Origin of the sequence: Stenotrophomonas maltophilia group sp. Smal12 (genome assembly GCF_037079935.1) — a bacterium.
In the GTDB taxonomy this organism is placed as follows: domain Bacteria; phylum Pseudomonadota; class Gammaproteobacteria; order Xanthomonadales; family Xanthomonadaceae; genus Stenotrophomonas; species Stenotrophomonas sepilia.
This window is the reverse complement of the sequence record NZ_JBAWUK010000006.1, coordinates 14,749-39,897: the sequence shown is the minus strand read 5'-3', so window position 1 is coordinate 39,897 and position 25,149 is coordinate 14,749. Positions and strand designations below refer to the sequence as shown.

At 65.8% G+C, this 25,149-nt stretch carries 35 protein-coding genes; 23 read left to right on the top strand and 12 right to left on the bottom strand.

The features are described 5' to 3' along the window. The first annotated feature begins 45 nt into the window (after nucleotides 1–45). Nucleotides 46–279 (top strand): hypothetical protein, encoded by a 234-nt coding sequence (locus tag WDC87_RS04145; RefSeq protein ID WP_005416583.1) that lies wholly within the window; start codon nucleotides 46–48, stop codon nucleotides 277–279. A 15-nt stretch (nucleotides 280–294) separates the two neighbouring features. Here the strand turns inward: WDC87_RS04145 and WDC87_RS04140 are convergent, their stop codons facing one another. From WDC87_RS04140 to WDC87_RS04130, 3 genes are all read right to left on the bottom strand, one after another. After that, nucleotides 295–846 carry a cysteine hydrolase gene (locus WDC87_RS04140; RefSeq protein ID WP_252745456.1) on the bottom strand — a complete coding sequence of 184 codons (552 nt, stop codon included), beginning with the start codon at nucleotides 844–846 and terminating at the stop codon, nucleotides 295–297. A gap of 3 nt (nucleotides 847–849) precedes the next feature. After that, nucleotides 850–1,488 (bottom strand): DUF6766 family protein, encoded by a 639-nt coding sequence (locus WDC87_RS04135; protein WP_252745457.1) that lies wholly within the window; start codon nucleotides 1,486–1,488, stop codon nucleotides 850–852. Nucleotides 1,489–1,587: 99 nt separating this feature from the next. Next, a complete protein-coding gene (locus WDC87_RS04130; RefSeq protein ID WP_088497168.1) occupies nucleotides 1,588–1,776 on the bottom strand; it encodes a hypothetical protein in 189 nt (62 codons plus the stop codon). A 148-nt stretch (nucleotides 1,777–1,924) separates the two neighbouring features. Between WDC87_RS04130 and WDC87_RS04125 the strand changes: the two genes are divergently transcribed. The 8 genes from WDC87_RS04125 (at nucleotide 1,925) to WDC87_RS04090 (ending at nucleotide 7,807) form a co-directional block, all read left to right on the top strand. Further along, on the top strand, nucleotides 1,925–3,088 hold the full coding sequence (locus WDC87_RS04125) for a zinc-dependent alcohol dehydrogenase (RefSeq protein WP_088497169.1): 1,164 nt from the start codon (nucleotides 1,925–1,927) through the stop codon (nucleotides 3,086–3,088). 10 nt (nucleotides 3,089–3,098) lie between these two features. Beyond that, a complete protein-coding gene (locus tag WDC87_RS04120; protein ID WP_072167064.1) occupies nucleotides 3,099–3,596 on the top strand; it encodes a hypothetical protein in 498 nt (165 codons plus the stop codon). Between the two features lie 109 nt (nucleotides 3,597–3,705). Next, nucleotides 3,706–4,647: an acyl-CoA dehydrogenase gene (locus tag WDC87_RS04115; protein WP_336331285.1), complete on the top strand. Its 942-nt coding sequence runs from the start codon at nucleotides 3,706–3,708 to the stop codon at nucleotides 4,645–4,647. Further along, nucleotides 4,635–5,393 (top strand): PIG-L family deacetylase, encoded by a 759-nt coding sequence (locus WDC87_RS04110; RefSeq protein ID WP_072167062.1) that lies wholly within the window; start codon nucleotides 4,635–4,637, stop codon nucleotides 5,391–5,393. Before WDC87_RS04115 ends, WDC87_RS04110 begins: the two co-directional genes overlap by 13 nt. After that, complete coding sequence (locus WDC87_RS04105) at nucleotides 5,390–5,977, top strand: SAM-dependent methyltransferase (RefSeq protein ID WP_065196295.1); 588 nt, start codon at nucleotides 5,390–5,392, stop codon at nucleotides 5,975–5,977. Before WDC87_RS04110 ends, WDC87_RS04105 begins: the two co-directional genes overlap by 4 nt. Further along, complete coding sequence (locus tag WDC87_RS04100) at nucleotides 5,974–6,663, top strand: glycosyltransferase (RefSeq protein WP_252745458.1); 690 nt, start codon at nucleotides 5,974–5,976, stop codon at nucleotides 6,661–6,663. The genes WDC87_RS04105 and WDC87_RS04100 overlap by 4 nt, the downstream gene beginning before the upstream one ends. A gap of 178 nt (nucleotides 6,664–6,841) precedes the next feature. Then, nucleotides 6,842–7,270 carry a BLUF domain-containing protein gene (locus WDC87_RS04095; RefSeq protein WP_151355106.1) on the top strand — a complete coding sequence of 143 codons (429 nt, stop codon included), beginning with the start codon at nucleotides 6,842–6,844 and terminating at the stop codon, nucleotides 7,268–7,270. A gap of 138 nt (nucleotides 7,271–7,408) precedes the next feature. Beyond that, nucleotides 7,409–7,807, top strand: a complete 399-nt coding sequence (locus WDC87_RS04090) for a BLUF domain-containing protein (RefSeq protein WP_072167058.1) — start codon at nucleotides 7,409–7,411, stop codon at nucleotides 7,805–7,807. Between the two features lie 15 nt (nucleotides 7,808–7,822). Here WDC87_RS04090 and WDC87_RS04085 read toward each other — a convergent pair whose 3' ends face one another. After that, nucleotides 7,823–8,215, bottom strand: coding sequence for a response regulator (locus tag WDC87_RS04085; protein WP_072167057.1), 393 nt, complete (start codon nucleotides 8,213–8,215; stop codon nucleotides 7,823–7,825). A 205-nt stretch (nucleotides 8,216–8,420) separates the two neighbouring features. On the opposite strand from WDC87_RS04085, the gene WDC87_RS04080 reads away from it, so the two are divergent. The 3 genes from WDC87_RS04080 to WDC87_RS04070 all read left to right on the top strand — a co-directional run bounded on the left by WDC87_RS04080 (nucleotide 8,421) and on the right by WDC87_RS04070 (nucleotide 10,390). Continuing rightward, nucleotides 8,421–8,762 (top strand): hypothetical protein, encoded by a 342-nt coding sequence (locus tag WDC87_RS04080; protein WP_252745459.1) that lies wholly within the window; start codon nucleotides 8,421–8,423, stop codon nucleotides 8,760–8,762. A gap of 158 nt (nucleotides 8,763–8,920) precedes the next feature. Further along, entirely contained in the window at nucleotides 8,921–9,442 is a 522-nt protein-coding gene (locus WDC87_RS04075; protein ID WP_069138513.1) for a ferritin-like domain-containing protein, read from the top strand. 39 nt (nucleotides 9,443–9,481) lie between these two features. Next, on the top strand, nucleotides 9,482–10,390 hold the full coding sequence (locus WDC87_RS04070) for a manganese catalase family protein (protein ID WP_188241013.1): 909 nt from the start codon (nucleotides 9,482–9,484) through the stop codon (nucleotides 10,388–10,390). Nucleotides 10,391–10,511: 121 nt separating this feature from the next. Here the strand turns inward: WDC87_RS04070 and WDC87_RS04065 are convergent, their stop codons facing one another. Further along, nucleotides 10,512–10,835 (bottom strand): KGG domain-containing protein, encoded by a 324-nt coding sequence (locus WDC87_RS04065; protein WP_005409695.1) that lies wholly within the window; start codon nucleotides 10,833–10,835, stop codon nucleotides 10,512–10,514. A gap of 303 nt (nucleotides 10,836–11,138) precedes the next feature. Here WDC87_RS04065 and WDC87_RS04060 point away from each other — a divergent pair, with 303 nt between their 5' ends. Genes WDC87_RS04060 through WDC87_RS04050 form a run of 3 tightly spaced genes read left to right on the top strand, consistent with a single transcriptional unit; the run spans nucleotide 11,139 to nucleotide 13,097 of the window. Further along, nucleotides 11,139–11,606 (top strand): BLUF domain-containing protein, encoded by a 468-nt coding sequence (locus WDC87_RS04060; protein WP_289852744.1) that lies wholly within the window; start codon nucleotides 11,139–11,141, stop codon nucleotides 11,604–11,606. Continuing rightward, a complete protein-coding gene (locus WDC87_RS04055) occupies nucleotides 11,603–12,370 on the top strand; it encodes a DUF72 domain-containing protein (RefSeq protein WP_252745461.1) in 768 nt (255 codons plus the stop codon). The genes WDC87_RS04060 and WDC87_RS04055 overlap by 4 nt, the downstream gene beginning before the upstream one ends. Next, nucleotides 12,363–13,097 carry a DNA-formamidopyrimidine glycosylase family protein gene (locus WDC87_RS04050; protein WP_252745462.1) on the top strand — a complete coding sequence of 245 codons (735 nt, stop codon included), beginning with the start codon at nucleotides 12,363–12,365 and terminating at the stop codon, nucleotides 13,095–13,097. Before WDC87_RS04055 ends, WDC87_RS04050 begins: the two co-directional genes overlap by 8 nt. Before the next feature lie 39 nt (nucleotides 13,098–13,136). Here the strand turns inward: WDC87_RS04050 and WDC87_RS04045 are convergent, their stop codons facing one another. After that, a complete protein-coding gene (locus WDC87_RS04045) occupies nucleotides 13,137–13,634 on the bottom strand; it encodes a DUF892 family protein (RefSeq protein WP_252745463.1) in 498 nt (165 codons plus the stop codon). A gap of 248 nt (nucleotides 13,635–13,882) precedes the next feature. Between WDC87_RS04045 and WDC87_RS04040 the strand changes: the two genes are divergently transcribed. From WDC87_RS04040 to WDC87_RS04030, 3 genes are all read left to right on the top strand, one after another. Further along, nucleotides 13,883–14,059 (top strand): DUF3606 domain-containing protein, encoded by a 177-nt coding sequence (locus WDC87_RS04040; protein WP_065426543.1) that lies wholly within the window; start codon nucleotides 13,883–13,885, stop codon nucleotides 14,057–14,059. 13 nt (nucleotides 14,060–14,072) lie between these two features. Continuing rightward, entirely contained in the window at nucleotides 14,073–16,622 is a 2,550-nt protein-coding gene (gene ligD, locus WDC87_RS04035) for a DNA ligase D (protein ID WP_252745482.1), read from the top strand. 138 nt (nucleotides 16,623–16,760) lie between these two features. After that, nucleotides 16,761–17,210 (top strand): BLUF domain-containing protein, encoded by a 450-nt coding sequence (locus WDC87_RS04030; protein WP_252745464.1) that lies wholly within the window; start codon nucleotides 16,761–16,763, stop codon nucleotides 17,208–17,210. Nucleotides 17,211–17,219: 9 nt separating this feature from the next. Here WDC87_RS04030 and WDC87_RS04025 read toward each other — a convergent pair whose 3' ends face one another. Then, complete coding sequence (locus tag WDC87_RS04025; protein WP_072167051.1) at nucleotides 17,220–17,450, bottom strand: hypothetical protein; 231 nt, start codon at nucleotides 17,448–17,450, stop codon at nucleotides 17,220–17,222. Between the two features lie 222 nt (nucleotides 17,451–17,672). Here WDC87_RS04025 and WDC87_RS04020 point away from each other — a divergent pair, with 222 nt between their 5' ends. After that, nucleotides 17,673–19,166: an FAD-dependent oxidoreductase gene (locus WDC87_RS04020; protein ID WP_289852741.1), complete on the top strand. Its 1,494-nt coding sequence runs from the start codon at nucleotides 17,673–17,675 to the stop codon at nucleotides 19,164–19,166. Nucleotides 19,167–19,193: 27 nt separating this feature from the next. Here WDC87_RS04020 and WDC87_RS04015 read toward each other — a convergent pair whose 3' ends face one another. From WDC87_RS04015 to WDC87_RS04005, 3 genes are all read right to left on the bottom strand, one after another. Then, the gene (locus tag WDC87_RS04015; RefSeq protein WP_072167049.1) at nucleotides 19,194–19,616 is read right to left on the bottom strand and encodes a low affinity iron permease family protein; all 423 of its coding nucleotides are present in this window, start codon (nucleotides 19,614–19,616) and stop codon (nucleotides 19,194–19,196) included. Further along, on the bottom strand, nucleotides 19,613–19,867 hold the full coding sequence (locus tag WDC87_RS04010) for a hypothetical protein (RefSeq protein WP_069138523.1): 255 nt from the start codon (nucleotides 19,865–19,867) through the stop codon (nucleotides 19,613–19,615). The genes WDC87_RS04015 and WDC87_RS04010 overlap by 4 nt, the downstream gene beginning before the upstream one ends. 123 nt (nucleotides 19,868–19,990) lie before the next feature. Continuing rightward, a complete protein-coding gene (locus WDC87_RS04005; RefSeq protein ID WP_072167048.1) occupies nucleotides 19,991–20,269 on the bottom strand; it encodes a hypothetical protein in 279 nt (92 codons plus the stop codon). A 177-nt stretch (nucleotides 20,270–20,446) separates the two neighbouring features. On the opposite strand from WDC87_RS04005, the gene WDC87_RS04000 reads away from it, so the two are divergent. Next, nucleotides 20,447–23,128 (top strand): excinuclease ABC subunit UvrA, encoded by a 2,682-nt coding sequence (locus WDC87_RS04000; protein ID WP_252745466.1) that lies wholly within the window; start codon nucleotides 20,447–20,449, stop codon nucleotides 23,126–23,128. On the opposite strand, the gene WDC87_RS03995 is transcribed toward WDC87_RS04000, so the two are convergent. Continuing rightward, entirely contained in the window at nucleotides 23,125–23,406 is a 282-nt protein-coding gene (locus WDC87_RS03995) for a hypothetical protein (protein ID WP_072167046.1), read from the bottom strand. The genes WDC87_RS04000 and WDC87_RS03995 overlap by 4 nt on opposite strands. A 154-nt stretch (nucleotides 23,407–23,560) precedes the next feature. Between WDC87_RS03995 and WDC87_RS03990 the strand changes: the two genes are divergently transcribed. From WDC87_RS03990 to WDC87_RS03980, 3 genes are all read left to right on the top strand, one after another. Next, the gene (locus WDC87_RS03990; protein WP_252745467.1) at nucleotides 23,561–23,776 is read left to right on the top strand and encodes a hypothetical protein; all 216 of its coding nucleotides are present in this window, start codon (nucleotides 23,561–23,563) and stop codon (nucleotides 23,774–23,776) included. Nucleotides 23,777–23,834: 58 nt separating this feature from the next. Then, a complete protein-coding gene (locus WDC87_RS03985; protein WP_005416562.1) occupies nucleotides 23,835–24,104 on the top strand; it encodes a hypothetical protein in 270 nt (89 codons plus the stop codon). A gap of 263 nt (nucleotides 24,105–24,367) precedes the next feature. Continuing rightward, nucleotides 24,368–24,667 (top strand): hypothetical protein, encoded by a 300-nt coding sequence (locus WDC87_RS03980; protein WP_252745468.1) that lies wholly within the window; start codon nucleotides 24,368–24,370, stop codon nucleotides 24,665–24,667. A 43-nt stretch (nucleotides 24,668–24,710) separates the two neighbouring features. Here WDC87_RS03980 and WDC87_RS03975 read toward each other — a convergent pair whose 3' ends face one another. Further along, nucleotides 24,711–25,022, bottom strand: coding sequence for a hypothetical protein (locus tag WDC87_RS03975; protein ID WP_252745469.1), 312 nt, complete (start codon nucleotides 25,020–25,022; stop codon nucleotides 24,711–24,713). Nucleotides 25,023–25,149 lie beyond the last annotated feature (127 nt).

The following is a 25,149-nucleotide window of genomic DNA, read 5'->3' as shown; positions in this document are numbered from 1 at the left end:
CGCGCCCGCGACACTGCATGCTCCTTTCTCCGCATGAGGTGCCCCATGGCTACCTGTGATGTCTGCGGCAATGACTACGACAAGAGCTTCACCCTCCAGCAGGGTGGACGCAGCGGCACCTTCGATTCGTTCGAGTGCGCCATCCATGCGTTCGCACCGCGCTGCGCACATTGCGACTGCGCGATCATCGGACATGGCGTTGAAGGAAGCGGTCAGATCTTCTGCTGCGCACATTGCGCCGGTCACGCCGGTGTAAAGGGAATCGCAGACCGCGCCTGAGCCCGCTCCGGCCGGTCATGCCGGGACCAGCGAGGCGAGCCGTGCGACCCAGGCTGCACCCGAATCGGCGAGCAGCGCCATCGCACGCTGTTTCCGGGCCGGCGTCCCCGCCACGGCCTCCCGTGCCACCACTACGTCGAATTCCCTGGCGTTGGCGTCCAGCGCGGTAGCCAGGACACATGAATCGGGCGTCATCCCGCTGAGCCAAAGGCTGCGCACGCCAAGCTTGGCCAGCAGAATCGGCAACGGGCTGGCCAGGAACGCCGAATGCTTGGGCTTGAGCACGAAGTAGTGACCGGGCAGGGGAGAGAGGAGGTCGGCAATCCGCCCGGCCGGTCCTCCATCCCGCTGGCACTGTGCTACCTGTTGGGGGAAGTCACGCTTCCAGTCCGAGAAATTGTCATTGGCGTAGATGACCGGCCATCCGTGGCCATCAAAGTGGTTTCTCAAGCGTCGGATCTGTGCGGCCGCCCGCTCCGCTGCTGGCGCCAGCGCCTGCGCGCCTGGGAAGTCGAAGCGACTGAACATATCGATGATCAGCAAGGCGGTTGACGGAGCATTTCCCATGGTTCAATCCCCTGTCTGCGCGTGCGGAGCTTCGACCGGCTTGGATTGCGGTGAGTCCTTCTGCCGCAGGAAGATCGTAAGTACAACCAGGGACAGCACCGCAAGAAACTCACTCTGCCAGTTCTGCATCGATTCGAACCAGAACGTGCTGCTGCCCAGATGCTCCAGGAAACCCGGCACCGGCAACCCCTGCAGCTGCTGCTCGACCTGCTCGGCGCGCCAGCTACCCAATGCATGCAATGCAAAACTGAGCAGGAACAACAGCCCGAAGGCAATCGCAAGCGAGTGACCGTAAAGCACCTTCCATGCGCCGCCGCGACGAGCCGGCCACGGCGCAGGGCCCGGCTCGACGCGGTTCTGCTCCTGCGCCGGGTCCAGGGGCCGGGATTCGGCCGAGCCACGCTGGCGCAGGGTGACGGTCAGAAGAACGTACATTCCCATCTGCAGGAACTCGCTCTCCCAGTTCTCGAATGTAGCGCTCACGAAATGCCCGGTCGCCAGGTAGTGCCAGAGGTCGATCGCCGCGCGCCCGTGCTGCGTCAACTCCTGATTGTGCACGTGATGTCCCGCAACTGCCTGCCCGACAATGAAGACGACAGTGAGTGCGAGCAGTACCAGCGAGAGACCGTTGCGTTTCCACATGCAACACCTCTTTCAGCCTGACCAGAAACCGTGCATGCAGCTTGCGCCGGCAGCGCACCATGACGCGTGAACCCGGCGCATCCAGGATGTGAGGCGGCCTCAACGCTTGCCCGTCGGATCGGGATCGGGACGCTCGTAGTCCTCGGGTACGGCCTTGGGGCCATCGCCGTCGTCCGGCATGTCGTGCTCCTTCCACTTCGCTCGACCATTGCGCCGCTTGTCCGGCGTGTGTGCTTTCGATTGATCGTCCACGTCTGTTGTTGGATTGAAAGGCAGCTTGTCGTTCATGGTGAGCTCCTGTGGCGGGTGTTCGCAGCGTGCCCCGGGCCGGGTTAACACCACGACGCCGCGGAATGAACGCTGCGCACACCTGGATGTCACCGGGGCAGGAGGGCGTCCCTGCAATGCTGTCGTTCCGATCTTCTGGAGAAGCACGATGCAGGCATTGACCTATCACGGCCGCAAGGATGTGCGCGTCGAGACCGTGCCGGACCCGGTGCTGGCAGCTGAGGACGACCTGATCCTGAGGGTTACCGCCACCGCCATCTGTGGCTCGGACCTGCACCTGTACAGGGGCAAGATTCCCGATCTGCACGACGGCGATGTGCTGGGGCACGAATTCATGGGCGTGGTGGAAGAGGTCGGCAGCGGCGTAACCCAGGTGAGGCCGGGCGATCGCGTGGTGATCCCTTTCGTGATCGCTTGTGGCGAGTGCTTCCACTGCCGGCTGGCCGAGTATGCCGCCTGCGAGACCACCAACCCGGGCAAGGGCGCTGCGCTGAACCAGAAGGGCCTTCTGCCCCCGGCGGCGTTGTTCGGATACAGCCATCTGTATGGCGGCGTGGCAGGCGGACAGGCCGAATTCGTGCGCGTGCCCAAGGCGAATGTGGGCCCACTGCGCATCCCGGAAGGCGTGGCCGACGAACAGGTTCTGTTCCTGTCGGACATTCTGCCCACCGGCTATCAGGCCGCGCTGAACGCAGGGGTCAAGCCGGGCTCGACAGTGGCGATCTTCGGTGCCGGTCCGGTTGGGCTGATGAGCGCGGCCTGCTGCCGGCTGCTGGGAGCGGAGACCATCTTCATGGTCGACCATCTTCGCTACCGCCTGGACTACGCGCGCCGTGCATATGGTGTGACGCCGATCGACTTCAAGGAGATCGAGGACCCGGCCGATTACATCCTTACCCAGACCAGTGGACGCGGCGTGGATGCCTGCATCGAGGCCGTCGGTTTCGAGGCCGAGGGCAGTGCCCTGGAGTCAGCGCTGACCGCCGTGAAACTGGAAGGCAGCAGCGGCGTGGCCATCCGTCAGTGCATCGCAGCCGCCCGCCGCGGCGGCGTGGTCAGCATTCCCGGTGTCTATGCCGGTTTCATCCACGGGTTCCTGCTGGGCGATGCGTTCGACAAGGGCCTGACATTCAAGATGGGGCAGACTCACGTGCAGGGACTGATGCCGGAGCTGCTGGACGCAATCCTGGAAGGAAAGCTGGATCCGGGGGACATCATCTCGCACCGGATGCGCCTGGCCGACGCGGCGCAAGGTTATGCGATGTTCGATGCCAAGGACGACGACTGCCGCAAGATCGTATTGACTCCCTGAGCAGGCCGTCATGAGTTGGATTGTCATGGCATGTGTCTACGCAGTCTGGCTGGCCGCCGGTGCGCTGGACTTCCACTTTCACCGGCGTACCGACCTGCCGCACACGTCCGCGATGCGCGAGAGCCTGCTGCATGGGCTGCAGCTGCTGCTCATCGGCAGCGGCGTGCTGGCGTGGCTCGTGCTGGAAAGCACGTGGTTGCTCGTCACGCTGCTGGCAGTCCTGGTCATCGCGCACGCAATCGCCGGCTACCTCGACACTGTCAGCGCGGACGGGCGGCGACGCATCAGCCCGGCCGAGCAGCACGTGCACAGTGTGCTCGACGCCGCTCCTTGGGTGCTGCTGGGCGGGGTGGCGTGGCAGGCCGAACCTCGATGGGCAGTCAATGTGGCACCGGCAGCACCGGCGCTGTGGGGGTTCGTACTGCTGCCGGCGCTTGGCCTGGTGGTGTTGCCCTGGCTGTGGGAGCTGCGCCAGTGCGTGCGTGCCAGCGAACAGCGCCAGCGGTGAGCGCGTGAGGAACACTGCGCCGGGTATTCATGTGGCCGCCACACCGCCAAGACAGTGATGTGACCGCAGGGCGCCTACGTTCATGACCTATCTTCATTGCAGATCGGCCATGCAGGATGTGACGTTGCCTTCTTCGCTGTTCAACCGCGCGCGCCAGGTTCTCGCCCAGCAGCCCGCACTGCCTTTGCCCGGAAGTGGCCACACGCTGCAGCGTTGGCGGGCGCTGGCGGCGTGGGGGGCAGAGGACCTCTGCCTGGCCAAGGTGCTGGAAGCGCATTACGACGCCCTGGCGATCATTGCCGAGCTGAACGCGCCTATGGTTGCTGAGGGGCAGCTGCTGGCGGTGTGGGCCGCAGAAGGCCCAGCCAACACCCTGCGCATCGACGCCGGCGGTGGACTGTATGGTGACAAGCCCTGGTGTTCAGGCAGCGCGTGGGTGGATGCGGCACTGGTAACCGTGCGGAACACACACGGCGTGTGGCTCTGCCATGTGGCGGCGGAGCATTGGTGCACGCTTTCGGGTGAGCCCTGGCCGGCGGCTGGCATGGCCGGCATTCCGTCCACGACGGTGCGCTTCGACGGCGCACCGATGACGATTCTGGGACCGCGCGACGCCTACCTGCAACGGCCGGTCTTCTGGCATGGCGGAGCCGGTATCGCGGCGGTCTGGTTTGGCGCAGCGGTGGCACTGGCTGAACGCATGCGGCCGGCCTGCAGCGACGGCAACCGCGCACGGCTGCTGGGTGCAGCGGACCTTGCCCTGGGGCCGGCTGCGGCGCTGCTTCGCGAAGTGGCCGCGCGCATCGACGACGCGCCCCAATCGGCACATCGGGAAGACGTAGTGCGGCTGCGCTGCGTGGTCGAGCGGGCGGCGACGCGCGTCCTGGACCTTGCAGGCCGGGCGCTCGGTCCGGCGCCGATGTGCCTGGAAGACGGGCACGCCCGCCGCTGGGCGGACCTGACGGTGTTCCTCAGGCAGTGCCATGCCGATCGCGATTGGCAGTGGCTGGGTGAGCAGCGGGCAGCCGAGGAGACCGCATGGGCGCTGTAGCCAGCACACCCCTGCAAGGACAGGGAACTCTGGAACAGGCCTGGCTGCGCTGCGATTGGCTCTGGCAGCAACCGTCCACGCCCGCCCGCTCGCTGTGCGCCGACCATCACCGCCTTGTGGTCGTTGCGCCGCATCCCGACGACGAGATCCTTGGCTGTGGAGGGCTGCTCCATCAAGCTGCGGCACAGGGCATGGAGATTGGCGTCATTGCCGTGACCGATGGTGAAGCGTGTTATCCGGGTGAGCCGTGGTGGACACCGGACCGCCTGCGGTCGGCGCGTCGGGCAGAGCTTGCAGCGGCGCTGGCGGAACTTGGGATTGCGGCCGACGCGACGTTTCATCTCGGCATCGGCGATGGCGCGGTCAGCAAGCACGAACAGGGCTTGCAGGACTGGCTGCAGCAGCACCTGCAGCCGGGCGATCTGGTGCTGGCGCCCTGGCGCTTCGATGGGCATCCCGATCACGAAGCGGCAGGGCGTGCAGCCTGCCGCGCCGCGCGCGCAGTGGGTTGCCGTCGCCTGGAGTACCCGGTATGGGGCTGGCACTGGCTGGATCCGGCCTGCGCGCATATGGCGTGGGAGTTCCCGCAGCTTGTCGACATTTCCGCAGTGGCGTCGGTGAAACGAAGTGCGATCGCCCGGTTCCGGACGCAGACGGGCAACGTGCCGGGCCTGAACAGCCCGCCGGTGCTGCCTTCCCATGTACTGGCCCGATTTTTCCGCGATTACGAGGTATTTCTGGCATGAGCGCGCAACCGTACTTCGATGAACTGCATGAGCAGGAAGACCCTTTTGGCTACCGCAGCCGGTGGTATGAAGAACGCAAGCGTGCGTTGCTGCTGGCCAGCCTGAGCCAGCGCCAGTTCAATCGTGGCTGGGAGCTGGGATGCTCCAACGGCGTGCTGACCGAGGCCCTGGCGGCCCGCTGTGAGCGCCTGCTGGCCACCGACATCAGCCCGCGCGCAGCGTTCCGGGCCCGCCGCAACCTGGCCCACCTGCCGCACGTGCAGGTCCACTGCGCCAGCCACCCCGAGCAATGGCCGCCGGGGCGCTTCGACCTGATCGTCTGCGGTGAGATGGGCTACTACCTGGGGACGAGCGCCCTTCGCGAGCTGCGTGCCGGAATCGATCAAGCACTTCGTGACGACGGATTGCTGGTCGCGTGCCATTGGTTGCCCTCGTTCCCCGGGCGGGTGAGCCGGACCGAAGTCGTGCATCGGTGCCTGGGCCACGGCCTGCACGAAGCCTTCCACTATCGCGATGCGGACTTCGTGCTGCAGGGCTGGACGCGCGGCACGCTGTCACTGGCCCGCAACGAGGGCCTGCGGTGATAGGCGTTCTGGTCCCCGCGCACAACGAGGCAGCCAGCATGGCGCGCTGCCTGCAATCGATCCGAAGGGCGGCCCTGCACCCGGGCCTGGGCGGCGAACCGGTCGAAGTGGTGGTTGCACTGGACGCTTGCTCGGATGCGACGGCGTCCATCTGCCACCAACAGCGCGTCGGCATTGTGCGGCTGGATGCACGCTGCGTGGGGATTGCCCGCGCAGCGGCCGCCGTCGAGCTGTTGGGTCGCGGCGCCAGGTGGCTGGCCAGCACCGACGCCGATAGCGAGGTCCCTGGCAATTGGTTGGTTGGACAACTGGAGCAGCCGTGTGACGCCTTCTGCGGACTGGTGGACATTGCGGCGCGCTGCCCGTCCGAACATCGCCTGCGCAGGGTATTCCAGGGGCGGCAGCAGTGGGGGGAAGGTCACGGGCGCATCCATGGTGCCAACCTGGGTGTCTCTGCCCATTTCTATCGTGCGGTCGGCGGTTTTCCTGCCTTGCGCTGCGGGGAAGACGTTCAGATCGTGAGGGCGCTGCAGGCCTGCGGCGCGGATGTACGCTGGGCCGGTGCTCCCGTCGTCTTCACCAGTGCGCGTCTGGAAGGGCGCGCCGCAGGGGGATTTTCAGCCTATCTGGCGGAGATTGGGGCGGCGGGTGCCCCTGCCGTGCTGACCGGGCCGGTCATTGTGTAAACACCGGCCATTTCGCCGCACCGCAGCATGCGGTCGCGCCGTCAGGCGTCTCCGATCCAGGCCGAATCCCATGAAACCCGGGCACATCGGCCGATGTGTGACGCGTGCCCTGTACGCGTTTACGGCGCGTGAACGCTGCCTACCTTACATTGATCGGCTGGGAGAGCAGGAGCGGTCGATGCCGAACAGCGCGATTGTCTACGCCAGCCAGGCTGCCCCAGGGTTCACGCCGGAACGCCTGGCTGCACTGATGGAAGATGCGGCCCGCTTCAATCGATCAGCGGGCGTGACCGGGGTCCTGTTGTTTGACGGGCAGCGCTTCCTGCAATACATGGAAGGCCCGGCCGACGGGCTGGATGTTGCCTTCTCCCGCGTAAGCGGCGCCCGCAGCCACACCCAACTGACCGAACTCGGGCGTGGCCGTGTCGGGCAGCGGCGGTTGCCGTTCTGGCCAATGCGCTGCCTGTCGGTCAGCGCGGGCGAGCTGCAGATGATCGCCCTTGCGGACTGGAGCCGTTTCATCCAGCGGGCGGTAACCAGCCAGGACGAAGACGAAGCGATGCAGAAGCTGCTTGCAATCGTTGAGCCCTACGCGAACGCCGCTTGAAGTCCGGGACGGGTGTTAGCGTAGTGTGCAGCCGAGGAGAGGCGGCGGTGCCTCAGCGCCTGAAGGCCCTCATCGCCGCCTACAACGGGACAGCGATCATTGCCGTGCAGGAAACCTCCTGCGCCAGAAGGAACGAATGTGCCCCTCCGCGCGATCGCCTACGCAAGTGAGGCGATACCGGGGCTTTCCATGGACCATGTGGACGACCTCGCCAGGGCCGCCGCCGGCTTCAACTTCGAAGCCTGCGTTACCGGTGTGCTTCTTTACGATGGGCTCCGCTTCCTCCAGTACATCGAGGGACCGGAAGACAGCATCAACGTGGTGTACAGCCGCATTCTCAGTGCCCGCAGCCATCGCGAGCTGATCGAACTGGGCCGTGGCAGGGTTTCAGGCCGGTTCTTTCCTGATTGGTCGATGCGGTTGCTGTGGGTTGAGGCCTCCGAGATCCGCAGCGTGGCGCGTGGCAACTGGGACGGGCTCTCCCGTGGTGGTGCGCTGCGCCAGCTGAGCCTGGTGGTGGCCCCGCACCTGGGTTGACCGCTGCGGTCGGGGTCAGCGTGCCGAAGAGGGTGCGCAGGCGTCGCCCACCACGCGCCGCACAGTCTCCTGCAGTTGGTCGACGTGGAACGGCTTGGCCACGAAGGCGGCGCGGCGGTGGCGCTGCGGCACCAGCTGGTCATAGACCGCAGAGACGAACAGAAAGGGGATGCCAAGTTCGGCCAGGCGATCAGCGACTGGAAACACCACGCCGTCACGAAGCTCGACATCCAGCACGGCGCCGTCGAATCGCTGGGTGTCCAGCAGTCCCAGCGCGTCGAACACGCTGTAGGCGTGCGTCACCTGGTCGCCTGCGTCCTCAAGTGCATGTTCCATCAGTGCTGCCAGGTCGAGCTGGTCTTCCACCAGCAGCAGGTTGCATCTGCGCTGGCTCATTCCGGATTGCATGTGTACAGCCTGTATTGCTTCGGGAGTGCCAGTCTGTGCTGTGCAGCATCAATACGACGCGTGCGGCTTGTCAGCCCGGCGCGAAGCCCGTGAAGCGCGCCTCCAGCACCGTCGAGGCAGCGTGCAGGGCGGGATGGAGCTCGTTGACGGCGCCTTGGCACGTGGCATGGATACTGCCGCCGTCCCCCGCATTGGAGCTTCTCTCATGCCGCTATCCGGAACCGATTCTGCTTCTCCACGCGTGCTGCGTGTCGAGTGCATGCCGCTGGACTGCGGTGGCACTGCCATCGTAGTGGAACTGGACCGCATGCCTGAGCGCACGTGGATGAAGTCGCTCAAGCGGGCCCTGCAGGCCGACGATCTCCTGGAGGGCGCGCACGCCAAGTTCGATGGGCGCTTCGTGTATGTCGTGGGCGTGGAGGGCGGTGCTCATCGTATGCAACACCGTGTGGTACAGGCACTGGTGGCGACGGACGCTCCGCGCGCGTCGGGTGGCAGCCTGCATGGTCGAGCCGGCGGCGCGGCACTGTCCAGCCCGATGCCCTGACCGCGGAGCGGGGCCAACCCGCAGTCCCTGCATGTTATCGCCGCATCAGGGCCGCGTGCAGCGGCCACCTCCAGCGGTTCACGCCGCCCGACAAGGCGGTGATTGCCAGCGCTCCACCATGTTCTCCGGAGGCATGTCGCCCCAGACCGGAGATCGAGATGGCAGACCACAACGACACCCGACGCGAACGCCTGCTGAAATGGCTGCAGGATGCCTACGCCATGGAACAGGAAGCGGAGACCATGATGAAGGCCATGGCTTCGCGGATCGAGAACTACCCCCAGCTTGCTGCCCGGATCGGCCAGCACGTCCAGGAGACACAGGGGCAGGCCGCTTCCCTGCGGGAGTGCATCGAGGCGCTGGGAGGAAGCGTGCCCACCGCAAAGGGATTGTTCGCCAGCATGACCGCCGCCATCCACGCCGCTGGCAACACGCTGATGGAAGACGAGGTGGTCAAGAGCGTGGGCCTTTCGTTCGGCTTCGAGAACACCGAGATCGCCACGTACCGGGCGCTGGTGATCGCTGCCGAGCGCGCCGGCGCGCCCGACATTGCGGCGGTGTGTGGCCAGATCCTGCAGGAAGAGGTTGCCATGGCGCGCTGGCTGGAGGACCACCAGGACGGCCTGGTCGGTGCGTTCCTCAACCGTGACGAAACGCCTGGCGCCCAGGCCAAGCGTTGACCGCAAAGCCAGCCCACGCCAGCCACTGGAGAAATCCTCATGTTCTTTCATCACAAGAAACTGATGTATACCGTGCGCGTCCGCGAATCCAATCCGCAGCTCGCCAGCCTCATGCTTGAGCAGTTCGGCGGCCCGCAGGGCGAGTTGGCCGCCGCGATGCGCTACTTCACCCAGGGACTTGGCGAATGCGATCCCGGGCGCAAGGACCTGCTGATGGACATCGCCACCGAAGAGATCAGCCATCTGGAGATCATCGGCACCATCATCGCCATGCTCAACCGCGGGCCCAAGGCGATCCAGTCCGAAGGCCTTGCCGAGGCCGAGGACATGCGGCTGCTGGGGCAGAACAGCACCAGCCACACCGAACAGATCCTCTACGGCGGCGGCCCGGCGCTGGTCAATTCCAGTGGGGTGCCGTGGACAGCCGCCTACATCGACTCGATCGGTGACCCCAGCGCAGACCTGCGCTCGAACATTGCGGCCGAAGCCCGCGCCAAGCTGGTGTATGAGCGCCTGATCAACGTCACCGACGACTCGGGCATCAAGGATGCGCTGCGCTTCCTGATGACCCGCGAGATCGCCCACATGAAGTCGTTCGAGAAGGCGCTGCACAGCATCCAGCCCAACTTCCCACCGGGCAAGCTGCCGGGGGATCCTGCGTTCACCGATCTGTACATGGACATGTCGCAGGGCGACGGCGCCGACGACCTGCAGGGCAGCTGGAACAGCGGCGAGCTCTGGGAGCGGGTCAGCGACCGCGAGGCACAGGCTGCGGTGGACGGTGGCGACGGCAGCGGCACGGTGGACCTCGATCCACGCGAACAGGCCGCGGTGCAGGCCATGACCCTGCGCACGCTCTCCGACCCGGAAGCGCGGCCGACCACCGGGGCCGAGCTGGGGGCCGGCCCGGGCGCGGGCGCACTGGATCTGCCGCCACGCGAGCCATGAAAAACCTGGGGCGCCCGCCTGCGGCGCCCCAGTTGAAACGCCCGTGAGTGACGCGAGGGCGCACGAAAGTGGGGGGACATCACGTCCGCCCACGAAGGGGTACATCGGGTTTCAATGCAGATCAGCGCTGCTGGCCACCGCGGTTGTTGCCGCCGCCACGTTCCTGCTGTTGCTGCCCGCCTCCCTGGTTGCCGCCCTGGTTGCCACCACCGCGACTGTTCTGGCCGCCTTCGCGGCCGATGTCAGCCATGTGCTGGCGGTCCTGGCTCACTGCTTCGCCGCCCTTGCGGCCGGCTTCGCGTGCTTCTTCCGAGCTGAATTCATGGGCGTTGCCTGACTCGTGCGCGGCACGTCCACCCTTGGCGGCGATCTCGCGCTGCTTGTCCTCGTCCATCGAAGCGAAACCGCGGTTGCTGTTGCCCTGGTTCTGGTTCTGGTTGGCCATGGAAAGTCTCCTTGGGTTCAGCCGCCCGATTGGCGGCAGCGACCATCTTCCAGATCCGACGCTAGACGGCGGTGGCATGGCTGCCAACGTGGCGTCATCCGGAAGCCTGCGATTCCTCATCCTGCCTCCACGAACCATGGTGCACGCGTGTGCGCACAGGCAGACACTTCTTCCGCAACCCAACCGCGCGTCAACGCGATGCGGAAGGGCCACGCCACAGTTCGACGCAGCCTCTACACCGATCTCACCGCGCGTACGATCCGCGTGGCTAAGGTAGAGCGGTCTGCAACAACCGGTGGTGCCATGCCTTTTCGAGCAATTGCCTACGTAAGTGAAGCCTCCCGCAACCTGACCGAACAACGGCTGCAGCAGCTAGTGGCGGAGGCGGTGCAGTTCAACGAATCCGTCGATGTCACCGGCACACTGCTGTTCGATGGCTCGCGCTTCCTGCAGTACCTGGAAGGCCCGGAGGCAGGATTCAAGGCCGCTTACATGCGCGTTCTGGCCGCCAGCAGCCACAGTGGGATCGTCGAACTGAACCGGGGCAGGGTGGGGCGTCGACAGTTTCCGCACTGGCGGATGCGCAGCGTGCGGGTGGACGAGCTGGCGCTGGGAAAGATCGCCATCTCCGACTGGACCGGCTTCGTGCGCAGCGCGTCGGCGCTGCAGGCGGGTACCAGTGCCCTGGACCGACTGCTGTCGGTCTCGCAGTCGCACACGGAGGCAGGTGCGGGCGGCATCACGGAACCGGACGGGCAGCTGGCACGATGAGGGCCACAGCCGCCCCGGTTGCGTCCGACCCACCACGCGTCGGTTGTGCGGGATGGTCGCTGCCGCGGGCGGATCAGGAAGCGTTCGGCGCGGGCGAAAGCCTGCTGCAGCGCTATGCCACACGCCTGCCGATGGTGGAGATCAACTCGTCCTTCTATCGACCGCACCAGCCCAGGACTTACGCGCGATGGGCCGCGAGCGTTCCGGAGGGCTTCCGGTTTGCGGTGAAACTCCCGCGCGAGATCAGCCATGAGCGTCGGCTGCGCGATGCAATGCAACCGCTCGAACAGTTCCTTGAAGGCGTGCTGGCGCTGGGCGGAAAGCTCGGTCCGTTGCTGCTGCAGTTGCCGCCCAGCCTGGTGTACGACACGATCACGACCGAAACCTTCCTGCGGGGCCTGCGCGCACGCACGCAAGCCGACCTGGCGTGCGAGCCGCGCCACCCGAGTTGGTTCACGCCGGAGGTCGATGCGCTGTTGAGCGCGCATGGCGTTGCACGGGTTGCCGCGGATCCGGCACGGGTGCCGGCGGCAGCGATTCCCGGCGGTCACCGCACGTGGAGCTACTGGCGCTGGCACGGCCAACCGCAGATCTATCGCAGTGCGTACAGCGAGCAGACCCTGGCGAAGCTGGCGCAACGGCTGCAGCGCGAAGCCGATGCGCAACGGCCGGCCTGGTTCGTACTGGACAATACCGCACTCGGCCACGCTACCCGCAACGCCCTGCGTCTGCAGGCGCTGCTGCAGGAGAACGCCCATGCCTGAAGGTCCTTCCATCGTGCTGTTGCGGGAAGCGGCGAGCTATTTCAAGGGGCACGTGGTCCGCACCGTGTCCGGTAACAGCCGCATCGACCTGTCACCGCTGCAGGGCCGCAGGGTCAAGGCGGTCCGCAGTTGGGGCAAGCACTTCCTGCTGGAATTCAGCCGCCACACGCTGCGCATCCACCTGATGATGTTCGGCAGCTGGCGCATCGACGAACGGAAGCCAACCACGCCGCGTGTATCCCTGAGGTTCGACAATGGCGAGCTGAACTTCTATGCGTGCTCCGTGCGGCTGATCGAGGAGCCGTTGGACGATGTCTACGATTGGCGCGCGGACGTGATGAACGAGGCCTGGGATCCAAAGCTGGCCCGGCGCAAGTTGAAGGCCATGCCGGATGTCATGGTCTGTGATGCGCTTCTGGACCAGACCGTCTTCGCCGGCGTGGGCAACATCATCAAGAACGAGGTGCTGTTCCGGATAGGCGTGCATCCGGCCACCCGGCTGGGCGACCTGCCGCCACGCAGGCTTACCGCCATGATCGAGCAGGCCCGCGCCTACAGCTTTGATTTCCTGGAGTGGAAGCGCCGTTTCGAGCTGAAGAAGCATTGGCAGGTGCACACGAAAAAAGTCTGCCCTCTGTGCGGTGGCCCGATCAGCAAGCTCTACATGGGGACCACGCTGCGACGCACGTTCTTCTGCCCGAATGATCAGGTGCTGTACGGGCCCTGAGGCGACCATCCGTGGCCGCCTGGCTCCGCGGTGCGCCGGTCAGGCGGCCTGCGCGGCCTTGGCGTTGCCGCCGCCCTTGGCCAGCAGGGTCAGCTTTTCGTCGGTGGCCTTCTCTTCCTCCAGCGTCTCCAGCAGCAGCGGCAGGGCATCCTTGTAGCCCAGCTGCTTGGCCAGCGCGGCGATGGTGCCGTAGGACGCAATCTCGTAGTGCTCGACCTTCTGCGCGCCGCCGATCAGGGCCGCATCCCGCACCGGCCCCTTGTCGATGCTGTCGATCACTTCCTTGCCTTCTTCCACCAGGCCCTCCATCGCCGCACATTTGATGCGCTTCAGGCGAATGCCAAGCACCTCCACCACCTGATCGATGCGTTCGATCTGGCCCTGCGTTTCTTCCAGGTGCGTTTCGAACGCTGCCGCCAGGTCCGGGTTCTCGGCCGCACCGGCCAGGCGCGGGAGGGCCTTGGTCAGCTGCTTCTCGGCACTGTAGATATCCGAGAGTTCGTGGATGAACAGGTCTTCCGCCGTCTTGATAGCCATACTGGGCTCCGCAGTGAGTGGAGTGCCCAGCGTAGGTTCTGACCGGTTGCGATCGAGCAGGGGCCAAGTGAAGGCGGCATGGGAACGTCCACGCGAACTCTGCGCGCTGTCTTCACGATGCAGGATCTGTCGGCGTCTGTTGCCGCCGATGCATCCAGCCTTCGCCATGGCTTCACAATGGCATCGCTTCGTGCCCATGCACCGGCCGGTACGGTCACTTCACGCCCGATCACGCGTGGAGACCCCCCATGAGCGATGACAAGAAGAACACCGGCAGCCCGGACCGGGATCGTATCAACGTCAACGAAGATTACGAGCTGCAATACTGGACCGCGACGCTGGGTGTGTCCGCCGCAGAACTTCGTGCCGCTGTCGCTGCGGTCGGCCCCACCGCCGTTGCGGTCCGCAAGCATCTGGGAAAATAGCGCGGAGTTGCCCATGTCCCTGGTCGAGTACCGCCGCAAGCGTCGTTTTGACCAGACCCAGGAGCCCGAGCCGGGCAAGGCGCTACCGAAAGGCCAACGCGCCATCTTCGTGGTGCAGTTGCACCATGCCAGCCGCAGGCACTACGACTTCCGCCTGCAGGTCGGCGACGCGCTGAAGAGCTGGGCCGTGCCCAAAGGACCCAGTTACGACCCGAAGGTCAAGCGCATGGCGGTGGAGGTGGAGGATCATCCTGTCGACTACGCGAGCTTCGAAGGCGAGATCCCCAAGGGCCAGTACGGCGGTGGCCATGTCGCCCAGTTCGACCACGGTGTATGGGCCACGCAGGGCGACCCGGAAGCCCAGCTTGCCAAGGGTCATCTGCGCTTCGAGCTGTTCGGCGCCAAACTGAAGGGCGGGTGGCATCTGGTCCGTTCCGGTAAGCCGGCGCGCCAGCCGCAGTGGCTGCTGTTCAAGGACGACGACGAATTTGCCGGCGATATCGAGGCGGACGATCTGCTGGCCGATGTCGCTGAACCCCCTGCAGAGGATCTGAAGCGGTCGGGTGCCGGCAAGGCTGCAAAGAAAAGGCTCGCCACAGTACCCGCCAGGCGCACCCGGCCAAAGAACTGGGCGAAGAAGGCCCTGGCGCTCAGCAGGGCAAGAAAGGCCGCAGCGCCGTCCGGTCCATTCGAACCGCAGTTGGCCAAGCTGGGAGACGCGCCGCCCCAGGGCGGGCAGTGGGTCCATGAGATCAAATGGGACGGGTACCGCATCCTTGCCACGGTCGCCGAGGGCAATGTGCAGCTTTGGTCCCGGAATGCACTGGAGTGGACCGGCAAGATCCCCGAGATACGTGACGCTGTGGCGGCGCTGGGCCTCACTTCAGCCGCACTGGACGGCGAGCTGATCGCCGGCGCTGGCACCAAGGAGGACTTCAACCTGCTGCAGGCCACGCTCTCCGGCGAGCGCCAAGGCGTGCTGACGTATGCACTGTTCGATCTGCTGCACCTCGATGGTGTGGATGTCGCTGATGCGCCCTTGCTGGAGCGCAAGGCCTTGTTGCAGTCCGTGCTGGAAGGACAGGGCCGCCCGTTGGCGTTCAGTTCGCATGTGCAAGGTGATGGCGATGAAGCCTATCGCGTGGCCGGCGAGCAGCATTTCGAAGGCATCATCTCCAAGCGCGCCGACCGCAGCTACCACAGCGGCCGCAGCGAGGATTGGCGCAAGACCAAGCAACTGGCCAGCGACGAATTCGCGGTGGTCGGATATACCGCGCCCAAAGGCAACCGCACCGGCTTCGGCTCACTGCTGCTGGCCCGGCCGGATGCGAAGCATGGCTGGCTCTACGCCGGCCGCGTCGGGTCCGGGTTCTCGGACGAACTGATCGGTGACATCAGCAAGCGCATCAAGGGCGGTGGCGGCCGCAAGCCGACCGCCTACGTGCCCACGCAGGACACCGACCTGCGCGCTGCGACCTGGTTCGAGCCACGTTTCGTGGTCGAGGTCTTCTACCGCGGGATCGGCGGGCAGAAGCTGTTGCGCCAGGCGTCGCTGAAGGCGGTGCGGGCCGACAAGGATACCGCCGACCTTGCCGATTCCGATCGCGCTGGAACGTCCCCGGCGGCGGCGCGCACACCGGCAGCCTCGCGACCTGCGCGCAAGACCAGGAAGGCACCGGTGGCGGATCGCGTGCCGCCGTCGCTGTCCTCTCCGGGCAAGATCCTGTTTCCCGGCGACGGTTACACCAAGCAGGACGTGTGGGATTACTACACGGCAGTGATGGATCATCTCCTGCCCGAGGTGATTGATCGCCCGCTGTCGATCATCCGATGCCCCAGTGGCACTGCAAAACCCTGCTTCTTCCAGAAACACCATACGGCCGGACTGGAATTGGTCGACGCGGCAAGGCTGAAGGAAGAAAGCGGCATCAATGCCCATTACCTGGTCGTGCGCGACCCGGCCAGCCTGCTCGAACTGGTGCAGTTCAACGCATTGGAATTCCATCCGTGGGGCAGCCACGCCGAAGCGCCCGAGCAGGCCGACCGGGTGGTGTTCGATCTGGATCCAGGACCGGACGTGCCCTTTGCCGAGGTCAAGAAAGCGGCCACCGACATCCGCAAACTGCTGGCGCAGCTGGAGCTGGAGTCGTTCCTGCGAGTATCCGGCGGCAAGGGCCTGCACGTGGTCGTGCCGCTCAACCCGGGATGCGATTGGGACCTGACCAAGCGCTTTGCGAAGGGTTTCGCCGAAGCACTGGCGCAGTCCGAGCCGCAGCGGTTCCTGGCAACAGCCACCAGAAGCCTGCGCAACAAGCGGATCTTCGTTGACTATCTGCGAAACGGGCGCGGAGCAACGGCGGTCGCGTCGTACTCGTTGCGGGCCAGGCCGGGGGCACCGGTGGCGCTGCCGATTGCATGGGGGGATCTGTCCAAACTCAAGCGCGCCGACGCGTTCACGATCAGGGACGTGCCAGCAAAGCTCAAACGGCGCCGCAGGGACCCGTGGGCCGGCATCGACAAAGTGAAACAGAATCTTGCGCGATGGGCGCAGGCAGACGGGTAGCCCAGGCGCACTCTGCGTACCGTCTGTCTGTCTGAACCCAACTGATCCACAAAATACACAGCGTCGGAACATACCGGCGGCGCGGTTGGCCTATGCTTTCGACACGGAATCTGGGGGGATTCGCTACAGGAGCAGCCAATGCCGATCAGGGCAGTCGCATACGTGAGTGAAGCGGCCCCAGCCGTTGCGGGTGACCCGCTGGGTCTGGGCAGTGGGAAGCTGGACGAACTGGTGGACGACGCCGCCCGCTTCAACCGAAATGCCGGCGTCACCGGGGTGCTGCTGTTCGATGGAGCCCGATTCCTGCAGTACACGGAGGGGCCCGAGGACGGCTTGAGCGTGGCGTACTCACGGGTGCTCGGTGCTACCAGCCACACGGGACTGATTGAATTGCAGCGCGGCAGGGTAGGCAACCGGCGTCTCCCGTTCTGGCCGATGCGCTGGCTCCCTACGCAGCCGGCGGCGTTGAGACGCCTGGCCTGCGCAGACTGGCTTGGGTTTGTGCAGCACAGCGACGGCCAGGCCGAGGCTGAGACGGCGATGGACGTCCTGGCCAAGCTGGTCGAACCCTATGCCATCGCGGCCTGACGTACTGGCTCAACCGCCTCCATAGCGCGCCGCCCACGGGATCTCTCCGCTGCACACGTTGAGGTGTCCGGTGCGCATCACGCAATACATCCGGGCATCGGAGTCGGCACTGGCGGCAATGAAGTCCAGCGCCTCGGCGAGCATTCGGATGAACTGTGGCTCGGGGTAGAACGCCGCCCATTCCGGCAGCATTTCCTCCAACTGCGCGATCATCAGGTCGATCTCCAGGTGCGTGCTCACAGCGGGTTCCTCCTTCCAGGCACGCTAGCGACCGCACTGCAAGGGGGGCGTCGTCGCCCGCACAGCGGGCGCAGGCGTGTCGCCCACGCGATGTTCACCCGCCCTTGATCGGCATCGCTGCTGCCACGCGTGTGAGCATTTCCTGCACGGCCGCACCACTGCTGTTTCACCCGCAGCGGCGTATCAGGGAAGGCTTCCAGCTGACTCTGCAAGGGTGTATTCATGGCCGACCCGTTACCGCGCGCCAGCCTCTGGTCCCGTGATACCGAATCGAACAGCTTCCGCCCACTTGCCGGAACCACGCAGGCGGACGTGCTGGTGGTTGGTGCTGGCATGACTGGCCTGCTGACAGCGGCCCGCCTGGCCGATAGCGGCCTGGATGTGCTGGTGGTCGATGCGGGGCCCATCGGCGGGCGCAATACGGTGATGTCCACGGGCAATCTTTACGCGCCCGTTTCCCGGCTGGCAGACCTGATCGCGCGTTGGGGCGGTGACACGGCCAGTCGTATCGTGCAGTGGCGGCAGCAGGCGCTGCGGTCCATCGAAACACTGGTTCACCGCTACGATCTGCGCTGTGGCTTCGAACGCGTGGCCATGCAGTACGGCATGCAGGAGCGCACCCGCGAGGTCACTGCGCGATTCGAGCGTGAGCTGCAGGCCTATCAGCGCGTCGGCCTGCAATGCGAACACCACCAGTCCGGGCTGCCGTTCACCTTGGGCCACGCCTTCCGCGTTGCAGATCAGGCGCAATTGGATCCGGCGGCGTTCTGCATTGAGCTGGCGCGACATCTGGCGGGCCGGGTGCGCATCCACGACTGGACCCGGATCAACAGCATCGAGGCATCCGCCGGCGTTGCGACGGCCGACGGCGCCCGCATCCACGCCAGGCACTTCGTGCTGGCCACCCATTCGCCAGCAGGTTTCAACCTGGTGCAGGCCGAGATGGAGGTCTACCGCGAATACGGCGTGGCGGTACCGGTTGCCACGCCGCCCGCGGCAGGCATTCATTGGATTGCCGATCGGCACCGATCGCTGCGCGGGGTGCGCGGTACTGATGGCCGTGACTGGTTGGTGCTGGTCGGCGAGACCCACCGCACCGGCGAAACGCCGCCGATGGATCCAGCCGAGCATCTGGTCGCCGACGCGCATCGCAATTTCACCGTGCAGGGAGAGCCGCTGTGCTGGTCCGCGCAGCAGTTCCGTGCAGCCGACCAGCTGCCCTACATCGGCAGCAGCGCGCACGACAATGTGTGGGTGGCTACCGGCTATGGGCCGGACGGCTTGACCTGGGCGGGCGTGGCCGCGCGTGCGATCACCGAGGGAATCCTCGGCACGACCAGCGAGATCGAGCAGCTGCTCAGCCCCATGCGCTTCACACCGGTGCGCTCGGCGGCCGGCTGGGCCCGTACCAATGGCACGGTTGCGCGGCACATGGTGGGAGATCGCCTTGCTGCTGTGCCGTCGCACTCGCCCAGTGAGCTGGCCCGTGGTTGCGGCGCACTGCTGGACGTGGACGGAAAGCGAACTGCGGTCTACCGCGATGAGGGAGGGCGCCTGCACACGATGTCGGCGCTCTGCCCGCACCTGAAGTGCGTTGTTCAATGGAATGGTCATGAGCGCACATGGGATTGCCCTTGCCACGGCAGCCGCTTTTCCGCCACCGGAGCGCTGCTGGAAGGCCCTGCCAGGCAGGGCCTCACACCAGAACAGGGTTAGGTGCAGGTAGCCGCCGGAGCAGCGACCTCAGGCTTCGGCGGCCGCGTCCGCATGGCAGGGCATGCAGCGCTCCTTCTTGGACTTGATGTCTGCAGCGGTCTTCGCCAGTGCCTCGTAGCGCTGGCGTATCTCTTCAAGGTGGGCCGGCTCCATCGACTCCAGGTTCAACAGCTCCTGGTTGGCGTCCTTGCTGACACGGATCAGTTCATCCAGTTTGATGTGCAGCGCTGCGGTGTCGGCGTTCTGCGTATGCTGGATCAGGAACACCATCAGGAAGGTCACGATGGTCGTTCCCGTATTCACCACCAGCTGCCAGGTGTCATTGAAGTGGAAGGCCGGCCCGCTGGCAGCCCAGGTGATGATCACCCCCAGCGCTGCGACGAATGCCCCCAGGCTGCCGGACAATCGCGCCGTCGCGGCCGCGACACGGGCGAAACCGCGCCGGATCACTCGTCACCTCCCGCGGCCTCCTCATCCGTGCGACGGTCTGGCAGCCTGACCCGCTCCCCAAGGCGCTTGGCCTGCTCGTCCGGCGTGGGTGCAGCGACGAAGGGAGAGATCGGGTCGCTGGCGGGGAAGGTTTCCTGCAGCGCTTCGTCATGATTGCGGTGGTTGTGCAGCTTTGCCTGCAGCGGACTGACAGGATCGGGGCGCTGCGCCTCCGTGTCCGGATGGGGAAGGTCTTTCTGGTCGCGTTGCATGGTGCATCTCCAGGTTGATCACCACCTCGCAGGTGGTGGGCCCAGCATAGGAATGCGTTGTGGGCGCCCCCATCAAGGGCGGGGCAACGTGATGTCAAACCTTCAGGCAACGCGCATTAACAATCAGCAGGGCGGGGGAGCCCGGCGTCGGCCGCGGCGGCGCCACGCCATCACCTGGCCCACCACCGCCGTCAACAGCAGCATCGCATTGGTCACCACGAAGACCACGCTGCCCAGCATCGCGCTGTACACCGTGAACAGCGCAGATGCGGTCATCTGGCCTGCGAACAGCCACCTGGACACGGCTTCCGGGTTGGACGACTGCCACTGCTTCACCATCTGCCGGATCAAGGTTGCCATCAGTACCGCCGTGGCGGCCCAGCCAAGTACGTCGGGGTGCATGACGGCCTCCGGTGTGTGGGCACCCAACGCTAGCCCTTGGCTGGGCAAGGCCGTACGAACGGGAGGTGAAGACAACATCCCGCTTCCGGCGCCCTCACGCCATTCACTCCGCAGCGGCGACAATGGCCCCTCGGGCGCACCATGCGCGATCCGCCCACCGAATGCAGGAATGCTGAGATGTCCAACACCCCCTTTGGCGAATCGTCATGTGCTGCCGCAGCCAGCGGCTGCATCGAGGTCCGCGGTGCGCGCGAGCACAACCTGAAGAATGTTGATGTCTCCATTCCACGCAATGCACTGGTGGTGTTCTCCGGCGTCTCGGGGTCCGGCAAGTCCTCGTTGGCCTTCGGCACGGTCTTCGCCGAGGCGCAGCGGCGCTACTTCGAATCCGTCGCGCCGTACGCGCGTCGCCTGATCGACCAGGCCGGCGTGCCCGACGTGGATGCCATCGACGGCCTGCCGCCGGCGGTGGCCTTGCAGCAGCAGCGCGGCGCGAGCAATGCGCGCTCGTCGGTGGGCAGCGTGACCACGCTGTCCAGCCTGGTGCGCATGATGTACTCGCGAGCGGGGGCCTACCCGGCCCACCAGCCCATGCTGTACGCCGAAGACTTCTCGCCCAACACCCCACAGGGTGCCTGCAGCACCTGCCACGGCCTGGGGCACGTCTATGAGGTGACCGAAGCGCTGATGGTGCCGGACCCATCGCTGAGCATCCGCGAGCGCGCCATCGCCTCCTGGCCACCGGCCTGGCATGGCCAGAACCTGCGCGACATCCTGGTCACGCTGGGCTACGACATCGATGTGCCGTGGAAGAAGCTGCCGAAGAAGGACCGGGACTGGATCCTGTTCACCGAGGAAACCCCGACCGTGCCGGTCTATGCCGGGTTCACGCCCGCCGAGACCCGCGCCGCGCTCAAGCGCAAGCTCGAGCCCAGCTACATGGGCACGTACACCGGCGCACGCCGCTACGTGCTGCACACCTTTGCCAACACCCAGAGCGCGCTGATGCGCAAGCGTGTTTCCCGCTACATGGAGGGCCGGCTGTGCCCCGCCTGCCACGGAAAGCGCCTGAAGCCGGAAGCACTGTCGGTCACCTTCGCCGGCGTGGACATCGGCGAGTTCATGCGGCTGCCGCTGGACCAGCTGGCGGCCTTGCTCGAGCCCATCGCGCAGGGCGACTTCAGTGCACACAGCCACGGCGCGCGTACCAGCAGGCGTGCAACGCCCCGCGATCGCGCCAAGCGGGCAGCAAGTGGCCGCGCGACCCACGCCGGCGCACCCGACGTGCGTCTGACCTCAGCCTTGTCTGAGGAAAAGCGCCTAGCGGCACAACGGCTGGCGGGTGGGGTCATGGCGCGGGTACGACAACTGCGCGAGCTCGGCCTGGGCTATCTCTCGCTGGACCGCGCCACGCCCACACTGTCGGCCGGCGAACTGCAGCGCCTGCGCCTGGCCACGCAGCTCAGCTCGTTGCTGTTCGGCGTGCTGTACGTGCTCGACGAACCCTCGGCCGGCCTGCATCCGGCCGACAGCCAAGCGCTGTACGACGCACTGGAACGGCTGCGCGACGGCGGTAACTCGGTGTTCGTTGTTGAACATGATCTGGAGCTGATGCGCCGCGCGCAGTGGCTGGTGGATGTCGGCCCGCAGGCAGGAGAGCATGGCGGACGTGTTCTCTACAGTGGCGAGCCTGATGGCCTGCGCAACGTCCAGGATTCGCGCACGGCGCAGTACCTGTTCGACCGGGTGCCCGCGCCGGCCAGCCGGCAGCGCAGTGCCAACAGCTGGCTGGCGCTGCAAGGCATCCATCGCCACAACCTGCACGGCGTGGATGCGCAGGTGCCGTTGGGGTTGCTGACTGCAGTGACCGGCATTTCCGGATCGGGCAAGTCCAGCCTGATGGCGCAGGCGCTGCCTGAGCTGATGCTGCTGCACCTTGGGCATGAGACAGCAGACGACGGCGCCGACAGCGCGCCCACGGATGGACCCACCGTGATCGAAGCCACTCGGGGCCAGCTGGCCGGCGACGTAGACGCCATTCAACGCGTGGTACAGGTAGACCAGAAGCCCATCGGGCGTACGCCACGCTCCAACCTGGCTACCTACACGGGCCTGTTCGACCACGTGCGCAAGCTGTTCGCCGCGACACCCGACGCGCGCCGCCGCCGATTCGACGCAGGCCGCTTTTCGTTCAACGTGGCCAAGGGCCGATGCGAAACCTGCGAAGGCGAGGGCTTCGTCAGCGTCGAACTGCTGTTCATGTCCAGCGTCTATGCACCATGCCCCACCTGCCACGGCGCCCGCTACAACGAAGCCACGCTGAGGGTGCAGTGGAACGGCCGCAACATTGCCGAGGTCCTGCAGATGACGGTGGACCAGGCCCATACGTTCTTCGCCGAAGAAGAGGCCATCGCCCGCCCGCTGCAGCTGCTGCAGGAGATCGGCCTGGGCTACCTGCGGCTGGGCCAGCCAGCCACCGAACTTTCAGGTGGCGAGGCGCAACGCATCAAGCTGACCACAGAGTTGCAGCGCAGCCAGCGCGGGCGCACGCTGTACGTGCTGGACGAACCCACCACCGGCCTGCATGCGGCAGACGCGGACAGGCTGCTGATGCAGCTTCAGCGGCTGGTGGACGCAGGCAACACGGTAGTGATGATCGAGCACGACATGCGTTCTGTCGCGCAGGCCGACTGGGTGATTGACGTCGGCCCGGGCGCTGGCGGCGCGGGCGGCACCATCGTGGCGGCTGGGACGCCGCATCAGGTGGCCCGCGCCAAGGGCAGCAGGACGGCACCGTTCCTGGCATCCGAGCTGGGGCAGGGTGTGCGCGAGCGGAATCATCCGGCAGGAGGCGCCTAGCCGCAGGACAGCAGCGTCCAGCAACGATCGGCAATCTCTGCCGCGCCAGGGTGGCCGCGCAGGCTTGATCGTTTCGCAAGGCGGCACTGCAGATCGTCCATCCAGGCTGACCGGGTACCGTGCGGATCTCTCACATAGATGTCGCAGGCAAGCCGGATGACCGGCGCCACTTCGTGCCGGAAACTCACCGCGGGCAACGCGCCCAGGTTGAACGCGGTTTCCCAGTGGGCCAGCTCGCGCTCCACATCGACAACGTGCTTGCTTCTTCCGCGGCTCACGGCGCCTACCCCTGTTCGAAACCTCACTGTACACGCTTGCTGCCGGGAGCCTGTTCATCACAACCGTTCATACAACGCGCTTGCCGGCACGTTCCCGTAACGGCAACAGGCCCACAGTCAATCGGCAGCACACTTGCTGCGACGGAGAATCGAAATGAACAGCGTCCCCGAACAGAACAGGAATGACCGCTCCAACGCTTCCGCTGAAGCAGAACAGCCCGTGCAGCAGGGGCAGGTCGAGGGGGGCGAGCCCAGCGCGGAGGAGCCTGGCCGGCAAGGCGAACAACAGCAGCAGGACAAGAAGGATCGTAGCGACTCGAATCCAACGGACCAAAGGAAAGGCGGTCCCGGCGGTGATACGCGTCGCTGAAGAACAGGAGGAGCCGCGCGTCGCGCGGCTGCTTCCGCGCAGCAGACAGGGAGCGCGCATGTCCTCGCAAAGCCAGGCGATCAGCCTGATGACCAAGATCATGTACCAGTGCCGCCCGGAGAGAACGACGACGATGGCGCAATGCCGTTGCTGCGATGCGCCCAGTCCTGGTGGGATGGAGTGTGCACGGTGCCTGACCGGAAGGCTTGGCGAAACGATTCACAATCGTGGCGCAGCGTTCGGCTGGCTGGAGTCGTTCCGCAGGGTCCAGCAGGACGAAGCACACGTATTCGAATGCGCAAAGCGCGCCGATGCGGCATCTTCCTAGGCGTCGCATCCGGACCTGACATCGCGCAGGCGTATGCTCGGGTCATCCAGGAGCAACGCGATGACTTTTCCGATCTGCATCTACGATAGAACGCGCACGGGGCTCCGGCTGCCCGCGGGGTGGTGGATCGACCTTCAGTCCGATCTGCCCGCGCTGGTGAACGGCGCCGCACGTATCGACCTTCCGCGCTCTTCGAAAGACGAGCATCCACGCTTGGATCCAGAGGTCCTGAGGGACCTTTTCCGGCGCATCGGGGGTTCGCAATGGCTAGGTTGAATCCGGTGCGTTCCCTGGGAGTGCGCTGGCTGTTCTTCCGTCTTCGCAACGGCCAATCCATCAGTCCCGCCAGGTTGATGTCCGTCTGGTCCGAGGCTGCCGAATCCAATGAGTGCGCCGTGCGCCGCGAGATCATCGACGGCGCAGGCTACCTCTATGCCCTGTACGCGCCCAACAGCCTGCTTTCCCCCCGGCGTGTGGAGCTGCGCATGAGAGCGCTGCTGGAGGAGGCCGGCTACGCCTTCACGATGGGCAGCCTGGCGGGGCGGCACCCGGGCGACGGGTGAGGCACGGCGCTGAGGCGCCGGCCGGACAGTCCATGCGTCGCTCTCATTCGGGGCCATCAGGCTCCAGAGGTTCGTCAGGTGCGGGATCGAAGAGCGCCAGCATCCGTTCCCGCCGGCACTGATCGAGCCAGTGGTGCCATATCTCCACCTCGTCCATCAGCCCCGTGGCACCGCACGCGGGGCACGTGAGCGTCGTGCCCAATGGACTCGTCTTGAGGCCCTCGTCCTGAGTCATTGATGAGCGCAAGCCGCAGCTCTTGCAGGTCGATCGCAACTGATCGAGGCGAACGATGGCACCATTGCGTGCAAGAACGGGCTGGATCGCGTGGATCCGGAAGGCATTGGGAGGATGCATGGCCGTGTCGTCTGGGGCTGGACACGGGAGCAAAGGATTCTGCGCCGGAGAAGAGCCGTGAGAGCGCAGTATGCTTTGTTGGAGGTTAACCCTTCATCAAGGGCACACCGCGCGCCATGACTGGCTT